This window comes from Angustibacter speluncae (assembly GCF_054777815.1).
On record NZ_BAAHAF010000111.1, the window covers coordinates 4,448 to 25,608 of the forward strand.

The 21,161-nt window shown below is 74.1% G+C and carries 15 protein-coding genes; 9 read left to right on the plus strand and 6 right to left on the minus strand.

Annotation, left to right across the window (positions count from 1 at the left end):
* Positions 1 to 989: hypothetical protein (locus ACYVKY_RS13560; protein ID WP_460435520.1), on the plus strand; the 989-nt coding region annotated here is incomplete at its 5' end.
* 37 nt (positions 990 to 1,026) lie between these two features.
* On the plus strand, positions 1,027 to 2,010 hold the full coding sequence (locus tag ACYVKY_RS13565; RefSeq protein WP_460435521.1) for a co-chaperone YbbN: 984 nt from the start codon (positions 1,027 to 1,029) through the stop codon (positions 2,008 to 2,010).
* Here ACYVKY_RS13565 and glgB read toward each other — a convergent pair.
* Positions 2,007 to 4,313 carry a 1,4-alpha-glucan branching protein GlgB gene (glgB, locus tag ACYVKY_RS13570; RefSeq protein ID WP_460435522.1) on the minus strand — a complete coding sequence of 769 codons (2,307 nt, stop codon included), beginning with the start codon at positions 4,311 to 4,313 and terminating at the stop codon, positions 2,007 to 2,009. The two genes, ACYVKY_RS13565 and glgB, sit on opposite strands and share 4 nt — an antisense overlap.
* A 554-nt stretch (positions 4,314 to 4,867) precedes the next feature.
* On the opposite strand from glgB, the gene ACYVKY_RS13575 reads away from it, so the two are divergent.
* Together ACYVKY_RS13575 and ACYVKY_RS13580 are read left to right on the plus strand one after the other, a co-directional pair.
* Positions 4,868 to 7,033 (plus strand): putative bifunctional diguanylate cyclase/phosphodiesterase, encoded by a 2,166-nt coding sequence (locus tag ACYVKY_RS13575; RefSeq protein ID WP_460435523.1) that lies wholly within the window; start codon positions 4,868 to 4,870, stop codon positions 7,031 to 7,033.
* Between the two features lie 3 nt (positions 7,034 to 7,036).
* Positions 7,037 to 7,690 carry a DUF5317 domain-containing protein gene (locus tag ACYVKY_RS13580; protein ID WP_460435524.1) on the plus strand — a complete coding sequence of 218 codons (654 nt, stop codon included), beginning with the start codon at positions 7,037 to 7,039 and terminating at the stop codon, positions 7,688 to 7,690.
* Here the strand turns inward: ACYVKY_RS13580 and ACYVKY_RS13585 are convergent.
* The 3 genes from ACYVKY_RS13585 to ACYVKY_RS13595 are packed head-to-tail and all read right to left on the minus strand — an operon-like array spanning position 7,621 to position 12,936.
* On the minus strand, positions 7,621 to 9,024 hold the full coding sequence (locus ACYVKY_RS13585) for a maltokinase N-terminal cap-like domain-containing protein (protein ID WP_460435525.1): 1,404 nt from the start codon (positions 9,022 to 9,024) through the stop codon (positions 7,621 to 7,623). The two genes, ACYVKY_RS13580 and ACYVKY_RS13585, sit on opposite strands and share 70 nt — an antisense overlap.
* Positions 9,025 to 9,034: 10 nt before the next feature.
* A complete protein-coding gene (gene treS, locus ACYVKY_RS13590; RefSeq protein ID WP_460435534.1) occupies positions 9,035 to 10,738 on the minus strand; it encodes a maltose alpha-D-glucosyltransferase in 1,704 nt (567 codons plus the stop codon).
* Positions 10,739 to 10,752: 14 nt separating this feature from the next.
* Entirely contained in the window at positions 10,753 to 12,936 is a 2,184-nt protein-coding gene (locus ACYVKY_RS13595) for an alpha-1,4-glucan--maltose-1-phosphate maltosyltransferase (protein ID WP_460435526.1), read from the minus strand.
* Positions 12,937 to 13,054: 118 nt separating this feature from the next.
* Here ACYVKY_RS13595 and glgP point away from each other — a divergent pair, with 118 nt between their 5' ends.
* Entirely contained in the window at positions 13,055 to 15,619 is a 2,565-nt protein-coding gene (gene glgP / locus ACYVKY_RS13600; protein WP_460435527.1) for a glycosyltransferase family protein, read from the plus strand.
* A gap of 237 nt (positions 15,620 to 15,856) precedes the next feature.
* On the opposite strand, the gene ACYVKY_RS13605 is transcribed toward glgP, so the two are convergent.
* Together ACYVKY_RS13605 and glgX are read right to left on the minus strand one after the other, a co-directional pair.
* A complete protein-coding gene (locus tag ACYVKY_RS13605) occupies positions 15,857 to 16,042 on the minus strand; it encodes a hypothetical protein (protein WP_460435528.1) in 186 nt (61 codons plus the stop codon).
* A gap of 23 nt (positions 16,043 to 16,065) precedes the next feature.
* Complete coding sequence (gene glgX / locus ACYVKY_RS13610) at positions 16,066 to 18,264, minus strand: glycogen debranching protein (protein WP_460435529.1); 2,199 nt, start codon at positions 18,262 to 18,264, stop codon at positions 16,066 to 16,068.
* Between the two features lie 33 nt (positions 18,265 to 18,297).
* On the opposite strand from glgX, the gene ACYVKY_RS13615 reads away from it, so the two are divergent.
* From ACYVKY_RS13615 to ACYVKY_RS13630, 4 genes are all read left to right on the plus strand, one after another.
* On the plus strand, positions 18,298 to 18,738 hold the full coding sequence (locus tag ACYVKY_RS13615) for a hypothetical protein (RefSeq protein WP_460435530.1): 441 nt from the start codon (positions 18,298 to 18,300) through the stop codon (positions 18,736 to 18,738).
* Between the two features lie 46 nt (positions 18,739 to 18,784).
* On the plus strand, positions 18,785 to 19,561 hold the full coding sequence (locus ACYVKY_RS13620) for an enoyl-CoA hydratase/isomerase family protein (protein WP_460435531.1): 777 nt from the start codon (positions 18,785 to 18,787) through the stop codon (positions 19,559 to 19,561).
* The gene (locus tag ACYVKY_RS13625; RefSeq protein WP_460435532.1) at positions 19,558 to 20,526 is read left to right on the plus strand and encodes a class I SAM-dependent methyltransferase; all 969 of its coding nucleotides are present in this window, start codon (positions 19,558 to 19,560) and stop codon (positions 20,524 to 20,526) included. The genes ACYVKY_RS13620 and ACYVKY_RS13625 overlap by 4 nt, the downstream gene beginning before the upstream one ends.
* A partial coding sequence (locus tag ACYVKY_RS13630; RefSeq protein WP_460435533.1) for an acyltransferase occupies positions 20,523 to 21,161 on the plus strand: 639 nt, incomplete at its 3' end. The genes ACYVKY_RS13625 and ACYVKY_RS13630, both read left to right, overlap by 4 nt.

Here is a 21,161-nt window from a genome sequence, read left to right on the forward strand (position 1 = left end):
CGACGGCGCTGGCCGTGCTGGCGCTCGTCGCGCCGCTGGCCGCCTTCGGCACCGAGCCGCTGCCCGACCAGCCCCCGCGACCCGAGTCCGAGACCGTCCCCGTCGTCACCGACGCGCAGGTCGACGCCTCGCTCGCCCAGGTGACCGAGGCGGTGGCCGCCGCCGACGCCGCCGGCGACGTGAACGCGCTCGCCGCCGCGGTCACCGGCCCGGCGCGCGCGCAGCGCTCGGGCGCCTACCTGGTGCGCAGCCGCGACGCCACGCAGGACTTCGTCGTGCCGCTCGGCGCGAGCCGGCTGCAGGACGCCGTGCCCGCCGAGCAGGAGTGGCCGCGCACGGTGCTCTCGGTGACGCAGGCCGACGAGGAGGACCGGGCGCCCGACCTGCTGGTGCTCACCCAGGCCGGCCCCCGCGACCCCTACCGACTCGTCGCCTACACCGAGATGGCCGGCGGCGCGACGCTGCCGCTCACGGGCGGTCCCGACACCGGCGCCCCGGTGCTGGCCGCCGACGCGTCCGGGCTGGTGATGACGCCGGAGCAGGCGATGGCCGCCTACGGCGAGGTGCTCACCCAGGGCACGGCGAGCGCGAACGCGCCCGCGTTCGCGCAGAGCACCTTCACCGACACGGTGCTGGCGGTGCAGGCGCAGACCGCCAAGTCGCTCACCGTCGACTGCGGCGGCTGCTTCGGCTTCTCGGCCAGCCACGCGCCGCGCGCGGGCGAGCTGTGGTCGTTCGGCACCGAGGACGGCGGCGCCCTGGTCGTCGGCGCCCTCGACTCCTACATGCAGATCGTCGCGAACGGCGGCTACAAGATGAACCTGCAGCCCGAGTTCCAGGCGATGTCCGGCGCCGCGCAGATCACCGGCACCGGCACGTTCCAGCACCTCGAGGTGGTGGCGCTGCACATCCCGCCCGAGGGCGCCGAGGACCCCACGATCAAGGTGGTGGCCGTCGACCGCGTCCCGGTCAACGGCACCGTGAGCTGACCCGACCGCCCGCACGGACGCAGGAGAGACCGCACCCATGACCACCCAGCCCGGGGCCCCGCGCGGCCTCAACCTGCGCGGCGCCGTCGACCTGTCCGCGCTGCGTCGCCCCTCGTCGCCGCCCGCCTCCGGCGGGGGCGGTGCGGCACCGGCCGCCGGTGGTGCGCCCGCGCCGGGCGGCGACGGCCCGACGCTGCCGTCGCCGGTGCTCGACGTCACGGTCGAGACCTTCGAGGCGCTGGTGCAGCTGTCGACGGCGGTGCCCGTCGTGGTCGACCTGTGGACCCCGCGCTCGCCCGCGAGCCGGCAGTTCTCCGACCTGCTCGGGCGGGTCACGACCGAGCTCGGCGGACGGCTCGTGCTCGGTCACGTCGACGTCGACACCCAGCCGCAGATCGCGCAGGCGTTCGGCGTGCAGCAGGTGCCCGCGGTGATGGCGGTGCTCGGCGGCCAGCCGGTCCCGCTGTTCGAGGGCGCCGCCACCGAGGAGCAGGTGCGGCAGATCTTCGAGCGCCTGCTCGCGCTCGCCGCCCAGCAGGGCGTGACCGGCAGCGTGCAGCTGAGCGGCGGGGCCGACGACGCCGACGACGAGCCGGCCGAGGCGCCGCTGCCGCCCCTGCACCAGGAGGCCTTCGACGCCATCGAGCGCGACGACCTCGACGCCGCGGCCGACGCCTATCGCCGCGCCCTCGCCGAGAACCCGCGCGACGCCGAGGCGTCCGCCGGTCTCGCGCAGGTCGAGCTGATGCGACGCACCGCCACCGCCGACCTCGAGGCCGCCCGCGCGGCGGCCGCCGCCGCCCCCGACGACGTCGACGCCCAGCTGCTCGTCGCCGACCTCGACGTCCTCGGCGGTCACGTCGAGGACGCCTTCGGGCGGCTCGTCGACCTGGTGCGCCGCACCGCGGGTGACGACCGCGACCGGGTGCGGACGCGCCTGGTCGAGCTGTTCGACGTCGTGGGCGGCGACGACCCGCGCGTGCAGGCGGGCCGTCGCGCCCTGGCCAGCGCGCTGTTCTAGACCTCGGCGTCGGTGGGCGCCGCCGCGGGCCGGCCCACGGGCTCGTCGACGGTCTCGGCCACCGGCTCGTCGGCGACCGCGGCCGCCGGCTCCGCCGCGGCCGCGCGCTCGGCCGGTCGCAGGTACACCGCCCCGAGCGGCGGCACCGTGATCGACGCCGACGCCGCCCGCCCGTGCCAGCCGGTGGTGTCGGCGAGCACCGAGCCGAGGTTGCCCACGCCGGAACCGCCGTACAGCTCCGAGTCGGTGTTGAGCACCTCGTCCCACCGGCCGCCGCGGGGCAGACCCACCCGGTAGGTGTGGTGGGGCGACCCGGCGAAGTTCACCACGCAGACGAGCGGCTCGCCGTCGGAGTCGTAGCGCACGAACGAGAACACGTTGTGCATGGTGTCGTTCGCGTCGATCCACTCGAACCCCGAGGCGTCGTGGTCGTGCTGCCACAGCGCGGGGGTCTCGCGGTAGATGCGGTTCAGGTCGGCCACCATCTGCTGCACCCCGGCGTGCACCGGCTGGTCGAGCAGCCACCAGTCGAGGCTGCGGCTCTCGGCCCACTCCGACTCCTGGGCGAACTCGCAGCCCATGAACAGCAGCTGCTTGCCCGGGTGCGCCCACATGTACGCCAGGTAGGCGCGGACGTTGGCGAGCTGCTTCCAGCGGTCGCCGGGCATCTTGCGCAGCAGCGAGCCCTTCCCGTGCACGACCTCGTCGTGGCTGATCGGCAGCATGAACGACTCCGAGAAGGCGTACATGAGCGAGAACGTCATCCGGTGGTGGTGGTACTGGCGGTGCACCGGGTCCTCGCGCAGGTAGCCGAGGCTGTCGTTCATCCAGCCCATGTTCCACTTCAGCCCGAACCCGAGGCCCCCGGCGTGGGTCGCCTGGGTGACGCCCGGCCACGACGTCGACTCCTCGGCGACCATGACGATGCCCGGGACCCGCTTGTAGGCCGTCGCGTTGACCTCCTGCAGCAGCTCGACCGCCTCGAGGTTCTCGCGTCCGCCGAAGCGGTTGGGCTCCCACTCGCCCTCCTCGCGGGAGTAGTCGAGGTAGAGCATCGAGGCGACGCCGTCGACGCGCAGGCCGTCGGCGTGGAACTCCTCGAGCCAGTACACGGCGTTGGCGACCAGGAAGTTGCGCACCTCCTTGCGACCGAAGTCGAAGATGTACGAACCCCACTCGGCGTGCCAGCCCTTGCGCGGGTCGGGGTGCTCGTACAGCGCCTCGCCGTCGAACTTCGCGAGCGCCCAGGCGTCCGTGGCGAAGTGGCCCGGCACCCAGTCGAGGATGACGCCGATGCCGGCCTGGTGCAGGCGGTCGACGAGGTAGCGGAAGTCGTCGGGGTGCCCGAACCGCGAGGTCGGCGCGAAGTACCCGGTGACGTGGTAGCCCCACGAGCCGCCGAAGGGGTGCTCCATCACCGGCATCAGCTCGACGTGGGTGAACCCGGTGTGCAGGACGTGACCCACGAGCTGGTCGGCGATCTCGCGGTACGACAGGCCCTGGCGCCACGAGCCGAGGTGCACCTCGTACACGCTCATCGGGCCCGCGTGCGGGTCGCGCTGCGCCCGGGCGGCCATGTACTCGTCGTCGCCCCAGGCGTAGTCGCTCTCGACCACGCGGGAGGCGTTGGCGGGCGGCACGTCGGTGCCCTGCGCCATCGGGTCGGACCGGGTGTGCCACCGGCCGTCGCGGCCGAGGATCTCGTACCGGTAGTGCGTACCCGCACCGACGCCGGGCACGAACAGCTCCCAGACGCCGCTCGACCCGAGGCTGCGCAGCATGTGCTGGCGCCCGTCCCAGTGGTTGGCGTCGCACACCAGCCGCACCGCCTGGGCGCGCGGCGCCCAGACGGCGAACGAGGTGCCCTCGACGTCGCCCATGACGCCCGGGTAGCGGCGCACGTGGGCCCCCAGGACGGTCCACAGCTGCTCGTGGCGCCCCTCGCCGATGAGGTGCAGGTCGACCTCGCCCAGCGTCGGCAGGTAGCGGTACGGGTCGTCGAGCACGCTCGCCGGGTGGTCGGGGTAGGTGACCTCGAGCCGGTAGTCCGTCACCTCCGGCACGGCCACCACGCCGGACCAGACCCCGTGCGCCTCGTGCGACAGCGGGTGCGTGGTGCCGTCCGGCAGGACGACCTGCACCGACTCGGCGAGCGGTCGCAGCGTGCGCACCGTCACGGCGCCGCCGTGCGGGTGCGCGCCGAGCACCGAGTGCGGGAGCGGGTGGGCGCCGGCACCGAGCCGGGCGAGGTCGTCGGCGTCGACCGGGGCGGGCGGTGCTGTGCGGTCGGGCGTCTGGCTCATGGCGCACAGTCTGTCGAGGTCGGCGGCGCCGCGCGAACGCGCACCTTGATAGCCCGAGGAGGTGGAGTCCGACCCCTGCGGGTCACCGTGCGTGACCGGCGCTCCGTGGCGCACGTCACTCACCGTCCGTGACCCCGCGGTCGGTGCCACGCGGGCGGGACCGGGGCGAAACGGACGGGACGACCGCCTCCGCGTGACGCTGCGCGATGCCGCGGGCGGGTCCGCGGCCGGTGCACGGTCGTCCGCCCGGGCGGTCCTGCGGCTGCGACCTGCCACCCGCGCGGCGGACGCGGTGTCATTGACCCCGAGGCCGGACGGGGGTCCGGCGGGGGTGAACAGGGAGGTTCGCAGATGTCGCAGTGGATGAGGCAGGCGCTCGCAGCGTCGGCGTCCGTGTCGACCATCGCCGTGCTGGTGTCGATGGTCGGCGCCGGCTCGAAGTGGTGGTGAGTGCCGTGGAGACCTCGGCGAAGGTGTCGCCGCTGCAGGGCGGCGAGGCCGGGACGGTCGTGCAGGACGACCTCGTGCCCGGCTACAAGTGGGTCTGACCGCTCGTGTCCGACCCGCAGCCCTCAGCACCCGGTGCGAGCGACCACCCGTCGCCCGCACCGGGTGCTGACGCGCGCCGGGCGCGCCTCGGGCTGCCGCTGTACGCCGGCGGCACCGGCCTGCTGGGCCTCGGCCTGGTGGCGGCCGTCGTCGTCGCCGCGCCGCCGTGGGAGTCGCTGGGCGACTTCCCGCTGCCGCTGCTCGCGCTCGCGATCGCCCTCGCCCTCGGCGAGGTGTGGCCGATCCCGGTCTCCCGCGGTGACGACACGATCTCGCCGGTCACGATCTCGACCACCTTCGCCGTCGCGCTGGTGCTGCTCGGCCCGCTGTCGTGGCTGCTGCTCGTGCACACCGTGGCGGTCGCGCTCGACGACGCCCGCAGCGGGCGCCGGCCGATCCAGATCGTCTTCAACGCCGGGCAGTACGCGATCAGCCTGGTCCTGGCCCGCGCCACCTACGCGCTGCTGAGCGGCAGCCCGTTCCTCGGCGGGTACGAGCACTTCCAGGTGAGCCACCTGCTGCCGGCCCTGGCCGCCGGCGCGGTCTTCGCCCTGGTCAACGACTCCCTCGTCGCCGTGGTCGTCGCCCTCGCGTCCGGGCAGGGCGTGGTGGCCATGCTGCGCGAGGACGTGCGGTTCAAGCTCGAGACCTCCGGCGTGCTCGTGGCCCTCGGTCCGCTCGCGGCGCTCGTGGTCGACGTCTCGGTGCTGCTGCTGCCCCTGCTGGTCGTCCCGGTGGTGGCGGTGCGCCGCACCACCTACCTCGCGGTGCTGCGCGAGAAGCAGTCGCTGCACGACCCGCTGACCGGCCTCGCCAACCGCGAGCTGTTCCGCCGCCGGGTCGAGCGGTTGCTCGACGCCCCGGCGGGCGCCGACCAGCGGCTCGCCGTGCTCATGGTCGACATGGACCACTTCAAGGACGTGAACGACACCCTCGGCCACCACGTCGGTGACGAGCTGCTGCGCACCGTCGCGGCCCGCATCGACGCCACCGTGCGCGCGCTGCTGCCGCCGCTGTCGAACGAGGACGCCGCCACGACCGTCGCCCGCCTCGGCGGCGACGAGTTCGCCGTGCTGCTGCGCAGCGACACGCCGCTCCCGACCGCCGAGGAGCTGGCCGAGCGGCTGCTCGCCGCCCTGGCCCGGCCGGTCGAGGTGCACGGCCAGGTGCTGTCGGTGCACTGCAGCATCGGCATCACCGTGCCACGCGGGCGCCCCGTCGACGTGCACACGCTGCTGTCCGAGGCCGACATCGCGCTGTACGAGGCCAAGCGGGAGCGGGCCCGCTGGTCGGTGTTCGCCCCGGGGACGGTCACGGGCTCCGCCGAGCGGCTGGTGCTGCTGCCGGTGCTGCGCCAGGCCATCGAGGACGGGACGCTGCAGGTGGAGTTCCAGCCGCAGCTCGAGGTCGCGACCGACCGGATCGAGACCGTCGAGGCGCTGGTGCGCTGGCACCACCCCGAGCACGGGTCGCTGCCGCCGGAGCAGTTCATCGCGCTGGCCGAGAGCGCCGGGCTGATCCGCCAGCTGACCCTGCACGTCCTCGAGCAGTCGCTGTCGGCCGCGAGCGGGTGGCGGCAGCGCGGCTACGACGTCGGGGTGGCCGTGAACCTGTCCGCGCGCCAGCTGAGCGACCACTCGCTCACCGGGCACCTCGCCGGGCGGCTCGCGCACTGGGGCCTGCCGGCCTCGCGGCTCGTCGTCGAGGTCACCGAGTCGAGCCTGATGGACGAGCACCAGGCCGGACGGGTGCTGCGCGACCTGCGCGACCTCGGCGTGCGGCTGTCGATCGACGACTTCGGCACCGGGTACAGCTCGCTGGTGCGCCTGCAGCGGCTGTCGGTCGACGAGCTCAAGGTCGACCGCAGCTTCGTGGCCGGCCTGACCCGGGGCAGCAACGACGAGATCCTGGTGCGCTCGATCGTCGACCTCGCGCACAACCTCGGGCTGCAGGTCGTCGCCGAGGGCGTCGAGACCGAGTGCGTGGCCGAGCACCTGCGCGCGCTCGGCTGCGACCGCCTCCAGGGGTTCCTGCTCGGTCGCCCGATGCCGCTGGACGCCATGACGGCCGTGCTGGCGGTGCAGCACCGCCTGGGCAGCGGCGCCGCGCCCGTCCCGCTCCCGCCCGAGCAGCGCCGCGAGCCGGTCCTGCGCGTCGTCGGGGGCGAGTGAGCCGTGCTGGTGGTCGCGCTCTTCGTGCTCGGCCTGCTGCTCGTGCGGCCCACCGGTGGCCGCTACCGCGGGCTGCTGGACCTGACGCTGCGGGCCAGGCCGCTGGTGCTGGTGTCGTTCGTCTGCCAGCTCCTCGTGCTGCAGGGCCCCGAGCTGCCCGGCGCCGTCGCCCCGGTGCTGCACGTGCTCACCTACGTCGCCGCCGCGGTATTCGTCTGGCTGAACCGCCGGGTCGCCGGCCTGCCGCTGGTGGCCGCGGGAGCGGTGCTGAACGGCGCCACGATCGCCCTGAACGGCGGGACCCTGCCGGCCGCCCGCCGTGCGCAGGAGCTGGCCGGGCTCGCCGACGACGGCGGCTTCGCCAACTCCGCGGTCGTCGACGACCCGGTGCTGCCGTGGCTCGGCGACGTGTTCGCCGTCCCGTCGTGGGTGCCGTTCGCCAACGTCTTCAGCGTCGGCGACGTGCTGATCGTGGCGGGCGCGTGGTGGCTGCTGTGGTCGTGCAGCCGGGTGCGGCCCGTGGCCGACGTGCTGCCGGACGCGCTGCCGGACGCGCTGCCGGACGCGCTGCCGGACGCGCTGCCGCGTCAGGCGAGCGCCGAGCGCACCGCCGACAGCGGCACGTCGATCCAGGACGGCCGGTTCCGCGTCTCGTAGACGACCTCGTACAGCGCCTTGTCGAGCCAGAGCGCGTCGACGAGCGCCCCGACCGCCCCGAGGTCGGTGCCCGACTCCTCGGCGTAGGCCGCGAGGAACGCGGTCCGCGCCTCCTGCGCCCACTGCCGGGCCGCCTCGCCGATGGCCGGCTCGTCGGCGTGCAGCGCGACGTGGCCGGCCGCGTAGTCGAACGAGCGCAGCATGCCCACGACGTCGCGCAGCGCGACGTCCGGCCGGGTGCGCTCGGCGAGCGGTCGCAGCGGCTCGCCCTCGAAGTCGAGCAGCACCCACCCCCGCCCGGGGGCGTGCAGCACCTGGCCCAGGTGGTAGTCGCCGTGCACCCGCTGCAGGTCGGGCAGCGGCCCGTCGGCCAGGGCGGCGAGGCGCTCGCGGTGCCCGGCCAGCGCCGGTCGCACCGTCGCGAGGGCGTCGCTGCTGCGCACCGCCCAGTCGACCCGCTCCTGCAGGGCCGCGACGAGGGCGCGGCGCGCGTCGTCGTCGGCCGGCTCGGCCCCGAAGGCCTCGCGCAGCGCGGCGTGCACCTGGGCGGTGGCCGCGCCGAGCTCGGCGGCCTCGACCGTGAACGGCCGTCCGGCCGCCGCGGCGGCGAGCGCCTCGCGCCAGGCGTCCTGGCTGCCGGCGAGGAACTCGGTGGCGACCGCGAGGTGGCCGCGGCACGGGGTGCCGTCGACGTCCCACGTGCCCGACACCCACCCGGCCACGCGCGGTACCGCCGTCACGCCGGCCGCCGACAGCGCCGACATCACCTCGACGTCCGGGTTGGGGCCGTCGGCGAGCACACGGAACGCCTTGACGATCAACGGGTCCGGGCCGTCGGCTCCCACGATGACGGAGGTGTTCGACTGCTCGCCGCTCAGCACCCGCGCCGGGGCGTCGACCGGCACGGGCAGCGGCTCGACACCGGGAGTGCGGGTGCCCGCGGCGCCCTCGACCTCGCCCTCGTCGGCGAGCAGCCGCAGCCACGCCCGCACCAGCACCGGGTCGTGCAGGCCGTCGTACACCCAGCGCTCGCCGAGCTCGCTGTGCGTCGTCGTGCCCACCAGGGCGTGCTCGAGCGAGGGCTCGGGCGCGCCGCGGTAGGTCAGCGGCACCTGCACGACGTCGAGCCGGTCGCCGGAGTCGACGCCCACCAGGTGCACCTCCAGGCCCACCTGGCCGTCCGGGTCCTCGAGCCGGAAGCCGCCGACGCGCCGCAGCGAGACGCCGCGCCCGCGCGCGGGGTACCAGCGCTGCCCGGGCATCCACCGGTGCAGCAGCTCGGTGATCGGGGGGGTGAGGGTGCTCATGTCGCTCCTGTCGTCGGGGCGGGTCATCGGGGGACGGTCATCGGGGGCGCGTGACGCGCAGCCAGAAGAAGTCGCGCGAGCCGAGGGTGACCTGCAGCCGGCCGTCGTCGCCGACGCGACCGAAACCGCTGCCGCCGAACAGGTCCCACAGCTGGTGCCCGGCGTGGTCGGGCAGCTCGACGGTGGTGGCCTGCGGCGTGCCGGACAGGTTGGTCACGCACAGCACGGTCTCGTCCTCGATGCCGCGGTGCACGTCCGGCTCGTCGATGACGCGCAGGAAGACGAGGACCGCCTCGTTGTCGGCGGGCAGGTGCTCGAAGCGGCCGAGCCCGAACACCGGGTGGCGCCGGCGGATCGCGAGCATGCCGCGCACCCAGTGCAGCAGGGACGACGACGACGCGAGCTGGGCCTCGACGTTCACCGTCGCGTAGTGGTGCACGAGCGACTCGACGACCGGCAGGTAGAGCTTGCCCGGGTCGGCGGTCGAGAAGCCGGCGTTGCGGTCGGGCGTCCACTGCATCGGGGTGCGCACGGCGTCGCGGTCGGTGAGCCAGATGTTGTCGCCCATGCCGATCTCGTCGCCGTAGTACAGGCACGGGCTGCCGGGCAGCGACAGCAGCAGCGCGTGCACGAGCTCGATCTCGGCCCGGCTGTTGTCGAGCAGCGTCGCCAGCCGGCGGCGGATGCCGATGTTCGCCCGCATCCGCGGGTCGGGCGCGTACCAGCCGTACATGGCCGCGCGCTCCTCGGTGGTGACCATCTCGAGCGAGAGCTCGTCGTGGTTGCGCAGGAACGTGCCCCACTGCGCGCCGGGCGGGATCTGCGGGGTGCGGGCCAGGATGTCGGCGACCGGTGCCGCCTTGCCCTCGCGCACGGCGTAGAAGAGCCGCGGCATCACCGGGAAGTGGAAGCACATGTGGCACTCCGGGTCCTCCGCGGTGCCGTAGTACTGCACGACCTCGTCCGGCCACTGGTTCGCCTCGGCGAGCAGGATGCGTCCCGGGTACTCGCGGTCGACCATCGCCCGCAGCTCGCGCAGCAGCTCGTGCGTGCGCGGCAGGTTCTCGCAGCTGGTGCCCTCCTCCTCGAACAGGTAGGGCACCGCGTCGAGCCGGAAGCCGTCGACCCCGAGGTCGAGCCAGAACCGGACCACGTCGAAGATCTCGGCCGCCACGGCGGGGTTGTCGAAGTTCAGGTCGGGCTGGTGCGAGAAGAACCGGTGCCAGAAGAACTGGCGCCGGATCGGGTCGAACGTCCAGTTCGACTCCTCGGTGTCGACGAAGATGATGCGGGCGTCGCCGTAGCCCTCGTCGGAGTCGGACCAGACGTAGTAGTCGCCGTACGGGCCGTCCGGCTCGGCGCGGCTCGCCTGGAACCAGGGGTGCTGGTCGGAGGTGTGGTTGAGCACCAGGTCGGTGACGACCCGGATGCCGCGGGCGTGCGCCTGGCTGAGCAGCTCCTGCACGTCCGGCAGCGTCCCGAACTCCGGCAGCACCGAGCAGTAGTCGGAGACGTCGTACCCGCCGTCGCGCAGCGGCGAGGCGTAGAACGGCGGGATCCACAGGGCGTCGACCCCGAGCCACTGCAGGTAGTCGAGCCGGCCGATCAGCCCGGTGAAGTCGCCCGAGCCCGACCCGTTCGAGTCGCTGAACGCGCGCACCAGCACCTCGTAGAACACCGCGGTGCGGTACCAGTCGGGGTCGTGCCGCAGCCCCGGTGCGTGCAGGTCGAGCCCCTGCAGCCCCTGCGGGGGCGTCACGTCCTCCTCACGTGCACGACGTGCGCGGGGGTCTCGAAGCCGAGGCGGACGAAGGCGTGCTCACCCCAGTTCCACGACTGGCCCGACAGCAGGTCGTGCGCGACGAAGGAGTCCTGCCAGCCGAGCCCCAGCTCGGGCATCTGCAGGTGCACCGTCGTCTCGCGCACCGAGTGGGGGTCGAGGTTCACCACCGTGATGACGGTGTCCTCGCGCCCGGTGGGGGAGTGCTCGGCCGCGATGCGGCGCGAGTAGGCCAGCACGGCGTCGTCACCGGTGGGGTGGAAGACGAGCCCGCGCAGCTGCTGCAGCGCGGGGTGCTCGCGCCGGATCTCGTTGAGCCGGGTCAGCAGCGGCTCGAGGCTCTCGCCGCGCTCGAGGGCACCGGCGAAGTCGCGTGGCTTGTACTCGTACTTCTCGTTGTCGATCTGCTCCTCGGCGCCGGGACGCGCGACGTTCTCGACCAGCTCGTACCCGGTGTAGATGCCCCAGGTCGGCACGCTGGTCGCGGCGACGACCGCCCGCAGCGCGAAGGCCGTCCGCCCGCCGAACTGCATGTACGGCGTGAGGATGTCGTGGGTGGTGGGCCAGAAGCTCGGCACCATGAAGTCGGCCGTGCCGGTCTTGCCGGACGGGCTGACGACGTGGCTGCCGGTCGTGAGCTCGGTGAGGTAGTCGGTGAGCTCGTCCTTGGTGTTGCGCCAGGCGTAGTAGGTGTACGACTGCTGGAAGCCGGCCTTGGCCAGGGTGCGCATCATCGGCGGCCGCGTGAACGCCTCGGCCAGCCAGACCACACCGGGGTGGGTGCGCTCGACCTCGGCGATGATCCACTCCCAGAACTCGACCGGCTTGGTGTGCGGGTTGTCGACGCGGATCAGCGTCACCCCGCGCTCGACCCAGACCAGCACGACGCGCAGCACCTCGCGGTAGATGCCGTCGGGGTCGTTGTCGAAGTTCAGCGGGTAGATGTCCTGGTACTTCTTCGGCGGGTTCTCGGCGTACGCGATCGAGCCGTCGGCGCGGGTGGTGAACCACTCCGGGTGCGCCGCGACCCACGGGTGGTCGGGGGAGCAGTTCAGCGCGAGGTCCATCGCGACCTCGAGGCCCAGCTCCTTCGCCCGCGCCACGAACGCGTCGAAGTCCTCGAACGTGCCGAGGTCGGGGTGGATGGCGTCGTGCCCGCCGTCGGCCGACCCGATCGCGTAGGGCGAGCCGGGGTCGCCGGGCTCGGTGGTGAGGGTGTTGTTGCGGCCCTTGCGGTTGGTCTCGCCGATCGGGTGGATCGGCAGCACGTAGGCGACGTCGAAACCCATCGCCGCGATGGCGGGCAGCCGCTCGGCGGCGGTGCGCAGCGTGCCCGAGCGCCACTCGCCGGTCTCGGGGTCGCGGGTGGCGCCCTCCGAGCGCGGGACGAACGAGTACCAGGAGCCGTACAGCGCGGCCCGGCGCTGCACCCGCAGCCGGAACGGGCCCGCGGTGGTGACCAGCCGCCGGTGCGGCGTGCGGGCCAGGGCGTGCTCGACGACGGCGGAGGTGCCGGCCGCGAGCCGCGCCTGCGCGGGGCGGGAGGTGTCGCGCAGGCCCTCGACGGCGGCCTGCAGGTGCAGGCGGTCGGCCTCGGCGTGGCCCTCGTCGGCGGCGGCCTGCTCGAGCAGCAGCGCGCCCTCGGTCAGCATCAGCTCGGTGTCGACGTCGGCCGCGACCTTGATCGTCGCGTCGTGCTCCCAGGTGGCGTACGGGTGGTCCCAGGCCTCGACCCGGAACGTCCAGTCCCCGGGTGCGTCCGGCACGACCTCGGCGACCCAGCGGCCGAGGCCGTGGTCGGTCTCGGTCATCGTCACCCGGGAGTGCTCGGTGCCGTCGGGACGCAGCAGCACCGCGGTCGCGCCGACCGCGTCGTGCCCCTCGCGGAAGATCGTCGCGGTGACCGGGACGACCTCGCCCTCGCTCGCGCGGGCCGGCCAGCGGCCGCCCTCGACGACCGGACCGACCTCGACCACGGGGAACCGGCCCAGCAGGCCGGACCGGTCGATGCCGGGGGCCGCGTGCCGAGGGACGGCGACCTGCTCGGCGACTGGCTCGGAGACGGGTTCCGGGGTGGGTTCCGGGGGCGCCGCGGGGGACGCGGCGGGGGTCGGGGCGGACACGGGCGTGCGGCGCTTGGCGCGCTTGTCCCTGCTCACCCACCAGACGCTACCGAGACCGGGCCCGTCCGGCACCGTGGGAACGTCTTGCACGCATCGCAAGATCTTGCCCGGGTGGACTGCGCCGTCAGGCCCCCGTCCCGTACGCTCGCCGCCTGTGAGAGCGATCCGCCGGTTCACCGTCCGCACCGTCCTCCCGGGCACCCTCAGCGCACTCGGCCAGCTGGCCGTCAACCTGCGCTGGTCGTGGCACCCGGCCACGCGCGACCTGTTCGAGCAGATCGACCCGGAGCGGTTCGCCGCCCTGGGCGGCGAGCCGGTCAAGCTGCTGGGCGACCTGGCCCCCGAGCGGCTCACCGAGCTCGCCGACGACCCCGGGTTCGTCGCGCAGGTCGAGCAGGCGTCGGCCGACCTGCGGTCCTACCTGGAGGAGCCGCGCTGGTACCAGGGCCTGCCCGAGCCCAAGCCGGAGGCGATCGCCTACTTCAGCCCCGAGTTCGGCATTACGTCCGCGCTGCCGCAGTACTCCGGCGGCCTCGGCATCCTGGCCGGCGACCACCTGAAGAGCGCGTCCGACCTCGGCGTGCCGATCACCGGCGTCGGACTCATGTACAAGAGCGGCTACTTCAAGCAGGCGCTGTCGGCCGACGGCTGGCAGACCGAGACCTACCCCGTCCTCGACCCCGACGGCCTGCCGCTCACCCTGCTGCGCGAGGACGACGGCACGCCCGCCACGGTCACCGTCGAGCTGCCGGGCGGCCGCGCCCTGCACGCGCACGTCTGGAAGGCCGACGTCGGCCGCGTGCCGCTGCTGCTGCTCGACTCCGACGTGCAGGAGAACGACGACGCCGCCCGCACCATCACCGACCGCCTCTACGGCGGCGGCGGCGAGCACCGGCTGCAGCAGGAGATGCTGCTCGGCATCGGCGGCGTCCGCGCGCTGCGGCTGTGGTCGCGGCTGTCCGGCGCCCCCGCGCCGTCGGTCTTCCACACCAACGAGGGCCACGCCGGCTTCCTCGGCCTCGAGCGCATCCGCGAGGCGATGGCCGAGGGCCTGACCTTCGACGAGGCCCTCACCGCGGGCCGCGCGGCCACCGTGTTCACCACCCACACCCCCGTCCCGGCCGGCATCGACCGGTTCGGCGCCGACCAGATCGAGCTCTACCTGGGTGGGTCCGGGGTGCTCGAGGGGCTGCCGCTCGACCGCGTGCTCGCGCTCGGCGCCGAGGACTACCCCGGCGGCGAGGCCGGCGTGTTCAACATGGCCGTCATGGGCCTGCGGCTCGCCCAGCGCGCCAACGGCGTCTCGCAGCTGCACGGCGAGGTCAGCCGCGGCATGTTCGACGGCCTGTGGCCGGGCTTCGACGACGCCGAGGTGCCGATCTCGTCGATCACCAACGGCGTCCACGCGCCCACCTGGGTCGACCGCCGGGTGTTCGAGGTCGCCGAGCAGCACGTGGGCACGCAGCTCACGGAGGGCGCGCAGGGCTGGGAGCAGATCGGCGACGTGCCGCCCGCCGACATCTGGGCCGTGCGCCGCGAGCTGCGCGCCCAGCTGGTGCGCGACGCCCGCGCCCGGGTGCGGTCGTCCTGGCTGAAGCGGGGCTCGAGCCCGGCCGAGCTCGGCTGGGTCGACGAGATCCTCGACCCCGACGTGCTGACCATCGGCTTCGCCCGCCGCGTGCCCACCTACAAGCGGCTCACGCTGATGCTGCGCGACCCCGACCGGCTCAAGGCGCTGCTGCTCGACCCCGAGCGCCCGGTGCAGCTCGTCATCGCCGGCAAGAGCCACCCGGCCGACGACCAGGGCAAGCGGCTGATCCAGCAGCTGGTCCGGTTCGCCGACGACCCCGAGGTGCGGCACCGCATCGTCTTCCTGCCGAACTACGACATCAAGATGGCGCAGACGCTCTACCCGGGCTGCGACGTCTGGCTGAACAACCCGCTGCGCCCGCTCGAGGCGTGCGGCACGTCCGGCATGAAGGCGGCGCTGAACGGCTGCCTGAACCTGTCGATCCTCGACGGCTGGTGGGACGAGTGGTTCGACGGCGAGAACGGCTGGGCGATCCCCACCGCCGACGGCGTCGAGGACCCCGACAAGCGCGACGACCTCGAGGCCGCCGGCCTGTACGACCTGGTCGCCAAGCAGGTCGCGCCGCTGTTCTACGCCCGTGACGAGCAGGGCCTGCCCGGCCGCTGGCTCGAGATGGTGCGCCACACCCTCGCCACGCTCGGTCCGAAGGTGCTGGCGTCCCGGATGGTCGGCGACTACGTGCAGCAGCTGTACCTGCCGGCGTTCGCCGCGGGCACCGCGCTGAACGGCCCCGGCTACCCGGGCGCCAAGGAGCTCGCCGCCTGGACGGCGTCGGTGCGCGAGGCCTGGCCGACGGTGCGGGTCGACCACGTCGAGTCCTCCGGCATCGGCGACAGCCCGCAGATCGGCGAGGTGCTGCACGTCCGCTCGTACGTCTCGCTCGGGTCGCTGACCCCGCAGGACGTCACCGTCGAGGTCGTGCACGGCCGCGTCAGCGAGTCCGACGAGCTGACCGGCACCCAGGTGGTGCCGCTGCAGCACGTCGAGACCTACGAGGACGGCCGCCACCAGTTCAGCGGCGACGTGAACCTGCGCCGCACCGGGCCGTTCGGCTACACCGTCCGCATCCTGCCCAAGCACGAGGGCCTGGCCAACGTCGCCGAGACCGGCCTGGTCGCCAACGCCTGACGCACGACCCCAGCGCCACAGCGCCCGCCCGTCGCAGTCACCTGGACGGGCGGGCGCTCGTGTCCGGCCTCACTCGACCTGGACGACCTGGTCGCCGGTCCACAGCGGGCGGCGCAGGCACAGGATCACGGCGTCGACGCCACGAGTGGTTGCTTCACGGCTCGCGAAGCAACCACTCGCGGCTCCGCGGTCAGAAGTCGCCCCTTCAGCACCCTGCGAAGGGGCGACTGCTGCACATCAGCGGCGGCGGACCCGCTCGACGATGGCGGCCACCGCGTCGACGAGGCGCCGGGCAAGGCCGAGCTCGTTCCCACCGCCGTGCTCCACCGAGAACGCGGCGCGGAAGTCGGCGTTCGGGTCGTGCGCGGGGCGGCCGTAGTCGGCGTCGGACTGGCCGGGGAGGCGCTTCTCGAAACCGGGCACGCGCCGACCGTAGCGAGACGAGGTCAGCTGCGGTAGACCCGCACCGTGCGCGGGCCGAGGACGACGGTCCCGCCGCCGTCGACCGGCTCGAGACCGGTTCCAGCGACCCCGAACGCCGACGCCGCGTGGGACGCGCTGTCCCACAGCGGCTCCCACCGCACCGCCCACGGCTCGCCCGGCAGCGTCACCTCGACGTCGCCGTGGTGGCCCTGGACGACCACCAGGACGCTGGTCTCGTCCGCCTCGTGCGCGTGCAGGAACATCTGCAGCGTCCGCAGCGAGGGGTCGTGCCAGCGGTCGTGGTCCATCCGCGACCCGTCGGGCGCGAACCACGCCAGGTCGGTGGTGCCGTCCGGGTGCACCGCGCGGCCACTGGGGCGCTCGGCCTGGCGCAGCGGGGCGAGCTCGCGCCGCAGCCGGAGCAGCGTCCGGGTGCCCTCGAAGGTCGAGCGGGCGACGTCGTCGAGGTCCCAGGAGACCCAGGTGGTCTCGTCGTCGAGGCAGTACGGGTTGTTGTTGCCGCCCTGGCTGCGGGCCAGCTCGTCACCGCCGAGCAGCATCGGCGTCCCGGTCGACAGCAGCAGCGTCGACAGCAGCGCCATCTGCGACGTGTGCCGCGCCCGCAGCACGCCGGCGTCGTCCGTCGTCCCCTCGACGCCGTGGTTCCACGACCGGTTGTCGCCGTGGCCGTCGCGGTTGCCCTCGCCGTTGGCCTCGTTGTGCTTGCGCTCGTACGCCGTGGTGTCGGCGAGCGTGTACCCGTCGTGCGCCGACACGAAGTTCACCGACGCCCCCGCGGACCGGCCGACGCGGTCGGCGGACGCCGCGGTCGCGAAGTGGTCGGACGAGCCGGCGAGCCGGGTGGCGAGGTCGCGCAGGTCCGAGCGCGGGTGGCCGTCGACGGCGCCGAGCGCGTGCGCGGCGTCGGACAGCCAGAACGAGCGGACGCCGTCGCGGAACCGGTCGTTCCACTCGGCGAACGGAGGCGGGAACTGGCCGGTGCGCCAGCCGTGGGTGCCGACGTCCCAGGGCTCGGCGACGAGCTTGACCGTCTGCAGCAGCGGGTCGGCGCGGGCCGCGACGAGGAACGGGTGGTCGGGCTTGTACGAGTCGGCGCCCCGGCGCGAGTCGCCGCGGGCGAGCGCCGGGGCGAGGTCGAACCGGAACCCGTCGACCCCGTACGCCTGCACCCAGTGCCGCAGCGAGTCCAGCGCCATCGCGACGACCCGCGGGTGCGAGAAGTCGACGGTGTTGCCGCAGCCTGTGACGTCGAGGTCGTTGCCGTGCTCGTCGAGCCGGTAGTACGAGGCGTTGTCGACGCCGCGCCACGAGAAGGTGGGACCGTCGCCACCCGCCTCGCAGGTGTGGTTGTAGACGACGTCGAGCCAGACCTCCAGGCCCGCCTCGTGCAGGGCGTCGACCGCGCCGACCACCTCGTCGACCACCGCGGCCGGACCCGCCGCGCGCGCCGCCGCCGAGGCGTACCGCGGCTCGGGCGCGAAGAAGGACAGGTGGTTGTAGCCCCAGTAGTTGCGCATCCCGCGACGCACCAGCGCCGGCTCGTCGCCGACCGCGAAGACGGGGAGCAGCTCGAGCGCGGTGACGCCGAGCCCCGCCAGGTGCTCGACGACGGCCGGGTGCGCGAGCCCGGCCCAGGTGCCGCGCAGCTCCTCGGGGACGTCGGGGTGGCGCATCGTCAGGCCGCGCAGGTGCGCCTCGTAGACCACCGTGGTGTCCCACGGCAGGTCGAGCCGCCGGGTGCGGGGCGCCGCCACGTCGCCGAGGACGACCCCCACCGGCGCGTGCCCGCGGTTGTCGGTGTCGTCGCGCCACCGCGCCCCGCCGTGGCCCGCCGGACCGTCCTTCGGACCCCAGGCGTCGTCGACCACGTGGCCGAACACCGCCTGCCCCCAACGGATCTCACCGGCGACGGCGCGGGCGTACGGGTCGAGCAGCAGCTTCGAGGGGTTGTGCCGGTGACCCGACGCCGGCTCCCAGGGGCCGTGGACGCGCAGCCCGTACCACTGGCCCGCCTCGACGCCCTCGACGCGGCCGTGCCACACGCCGTCCGTGCGGTGCGGCAGCTCGGTGCGGCGCTCGCCGCCGTCCGCGTCGAGCAGGCAGACCTCGACGGCGTCGGCGTGCGCGGCGAACACGGCCGCGTGCGCGCCGCCGCGGCCGTCGAGGTGCAGGCCGAGCGGGTGGGGGCGGGAGTGGCTCACCGGTGCAGTGTCGCCGATGGTTACCGTGGCCGGGTGAGCGACTCGCTGCCCAGCTTCCCGCCGCCGGCGGACGAGCACCCGCTGCGCGGGCGGGTGCTCGACGTGCTGATCGACGACGGACTGTCGCCCTCGCTCGACGACGACGGCGACGTCGCGTTCGTGCTCGAGGAGCAGAAGCTGTTCGTGCGGTGCACCGACGGGCCGCCGGCGATGCTGCGGCTGTTCGGCCAGTGGCGCATCACCGCGCCGCCCGCCGACGACGACGAGCTGCGCTGGTTGCGCGCGGCCAGCACCGTGAACGCCACGCACAACCTGGCGAAGATCAGCGTCTACCGCGGCATCCTGGTCGTGGCGGTCGACGCCGTCGTCCCGGACGACGCCCCGCTCGACCTGCTGTTCCGCACCTCGACCCGGGCCGTGCTCGCCGCCGTCACCGGCTGGCACCACGAGGTGGAGCGCCAGCAGGCCGACTGACCGGCGGGCCCACTGGTCATCGGTCCGACCGACTAGTCTCCGGCCCATGACGCAGGTGCGGTTCGAGGTCGACGGCGGGATCGGGACGATCCGGGTCGACCGCCCCCCGATGAACGCGCTCGACTCGACGATCCAGCGCGGGCTGCTCGAGGCCGCGCACGAGGCCACCGAGCGGCGCGACGTGAGCGCGGTCGTCGTCTACGGCGGCGAGAAGGTGTTCGCGGCGGGCGCCGACATCAAGGAGTTCCAGGCCATGTCGTACACCGACATGGTCGACCACGGCCGCGGGCTGCAGGGCTGCATCACCGCGATCGCGCAGATCCCGAAGCCGACGGTCGCGGCGATCACCGGCTACGCCCTCGGCGGCGGCATGGAGCTCGCCCTCGGGTGCGACTTCCGGGTGGTCGGCGACAACGCCAAGCTCGGCCAGCCCGAGATCCTGCTGGGCGTCATCCCCGGCGCCGGCGGCACGCAGCGGCTGCCCCGCCTGATCGGCCCGGCGAAGGCCAAGGACCTCGTGTTCACCGGCCGGTTCGTCGACGCCGCCGAGGCGCTGCAGATCGGCCTGGTCGACCGGGTGGTCGCGCCCGACGAGGTGTACTCCGCGGCGCGGGAGATGCTGCAGCGCTACGTCGGCGGGCCTGCGTACGCGCTGCGCGCCGCCAAGGAGGCCATCGACCGAGGCCTCGAGGTCGACATCGCCACCGGCCTGGAGATCGAGCGGGCCGCGTTCGCCGGGCTGTTCGCGACCGAGGACCGCGCCATCGGCATGGCCTCGTTCGTCCAGGACGGCCCCGGCAAGGCGAAGTTCACCGGACGGTGAGCGTGGACGAGCAGGACGCGGCCCGGCGGCCGGCCACCGCCGACCAGGTGCAGCAGGCGTGGGACGACAACAAGCTCGCGCAGGTGCTGTACCACGACTGGGAGGCGGGCACCTACGACGAGAAGTGGTCCATCTCGTTCGACCAGCGCTGCATCGACTACGCCCGCGACGTGTTCCTCGACGTGCTCGGGCCCGTCCGCGACACCGAGCAGTGGCCGTACGGCCGCACCCTCGAGATCGGTGCGGGCACGGGCTTCTTCGCGCTGAACCTGCGTCAGGCCGGCGCGCTCGACGACGTCACGGTCACCGACCTGTCGCCCGGCATGGTCGAGGCGGCGCAGGAGAACGCCCGGCGGCTCGGGTTCGAGGTCGAGGGCGCGGTCGCCGACGTCGAGCACCTGCCGTTCCCGGACGCGAGCTTCGACCTGGTGATCGGCCACGCGGTGCTGCACCACCTCCCCGACGTCGAGGCGTCGCTGCGCGAGGTGCTGCGGGTCCTGCGCCCGGGCGGGCGGTTCGTCGTCGCCGGGGAGCCGACCCGCGTCGGCGACTGGTACGCGCGCAGACTGGGCCGGCTCACCTGGGCCGCCACGACCCGCGCCACCCGGCTGCCGGCGCTGCGGCACTGGGCCCGTCCGCAGCACGAGCTCGACGAGTCGTCCCACGCCGCGGCTCTCGAGGCGGTCGTCGACCTCCACACCTTCGTGCCGTCCGAGCTCGCGCGCACCGCGCTGCGCGCCGGCGCCGTCGACGTCAGCACCTCGACGAACGAGCTCACCGCGGCGCTGCTCGGCTGGCCGGTGCGCACCTTCGAGGCCGCGGTCGCGCCCGAGCGGCTGGGCTGGGGCTGGGCCTCGTTCGCGTTCGGCGCGTGGAAGCGGCTGTCGGCCGTCGACCGCACGCTCGGCCGGGTGCTGCCGCAGGGGATCTTCTACAACGTCGGGATCACGGGCACGGCTCCGTGATCCGCGCCTGGGCGCTGCGCCTGCGCACCGGCCGCGACCCGCGCCAGGTGCGGTACCTCACCCGCGACAACCTGCGGTGGGTGCTGCGGCACAGGGCGTTCACGCCCTGGTACCTCGTGCGCTACGCCCGGCTCGCGCGGCTCCGGCTCACCCGGCCGCAGGTCGTGACGACCGGTCTGGTGCTGCTCGGTCGGGGTGTGCAGGTCGACGCCCGCCCCGGCTACGGACGGGTGGTGCTCGGCCGCTGGGTGCACCTCGGCGACCAGACCCGGCTGCGCGCCCACGAGGGCACCCTCACCGTGGGCGACAAGACCGTCGTCGGACGCGACTGCACCGTGAACTGCTACCTGGACGTCGAGATCGAGCCGGCCTGCCTGCTCGCCGACTGGGTGTACGTCACCGACTTCGACCACGTGCACGGCGACCTCGACCGCCCGATCAAGGACCAGGGGCTGGTGAAGTCGCCCGTGCGGGTCGGCGCCGGCTCCTGGCTCGGAGTGCGGGTGAGCGTCCTGCGCGGCACCGCGCTCGGCCGGGGCAGCGTCGTGGCGGCGCACGCCGTCGCCCGCGGCGAGTACCCCGACGGCGCGGTCGTCGCGGGCGTGCCGGGGCGGGTCGTGCGCGACCGGGCCGCG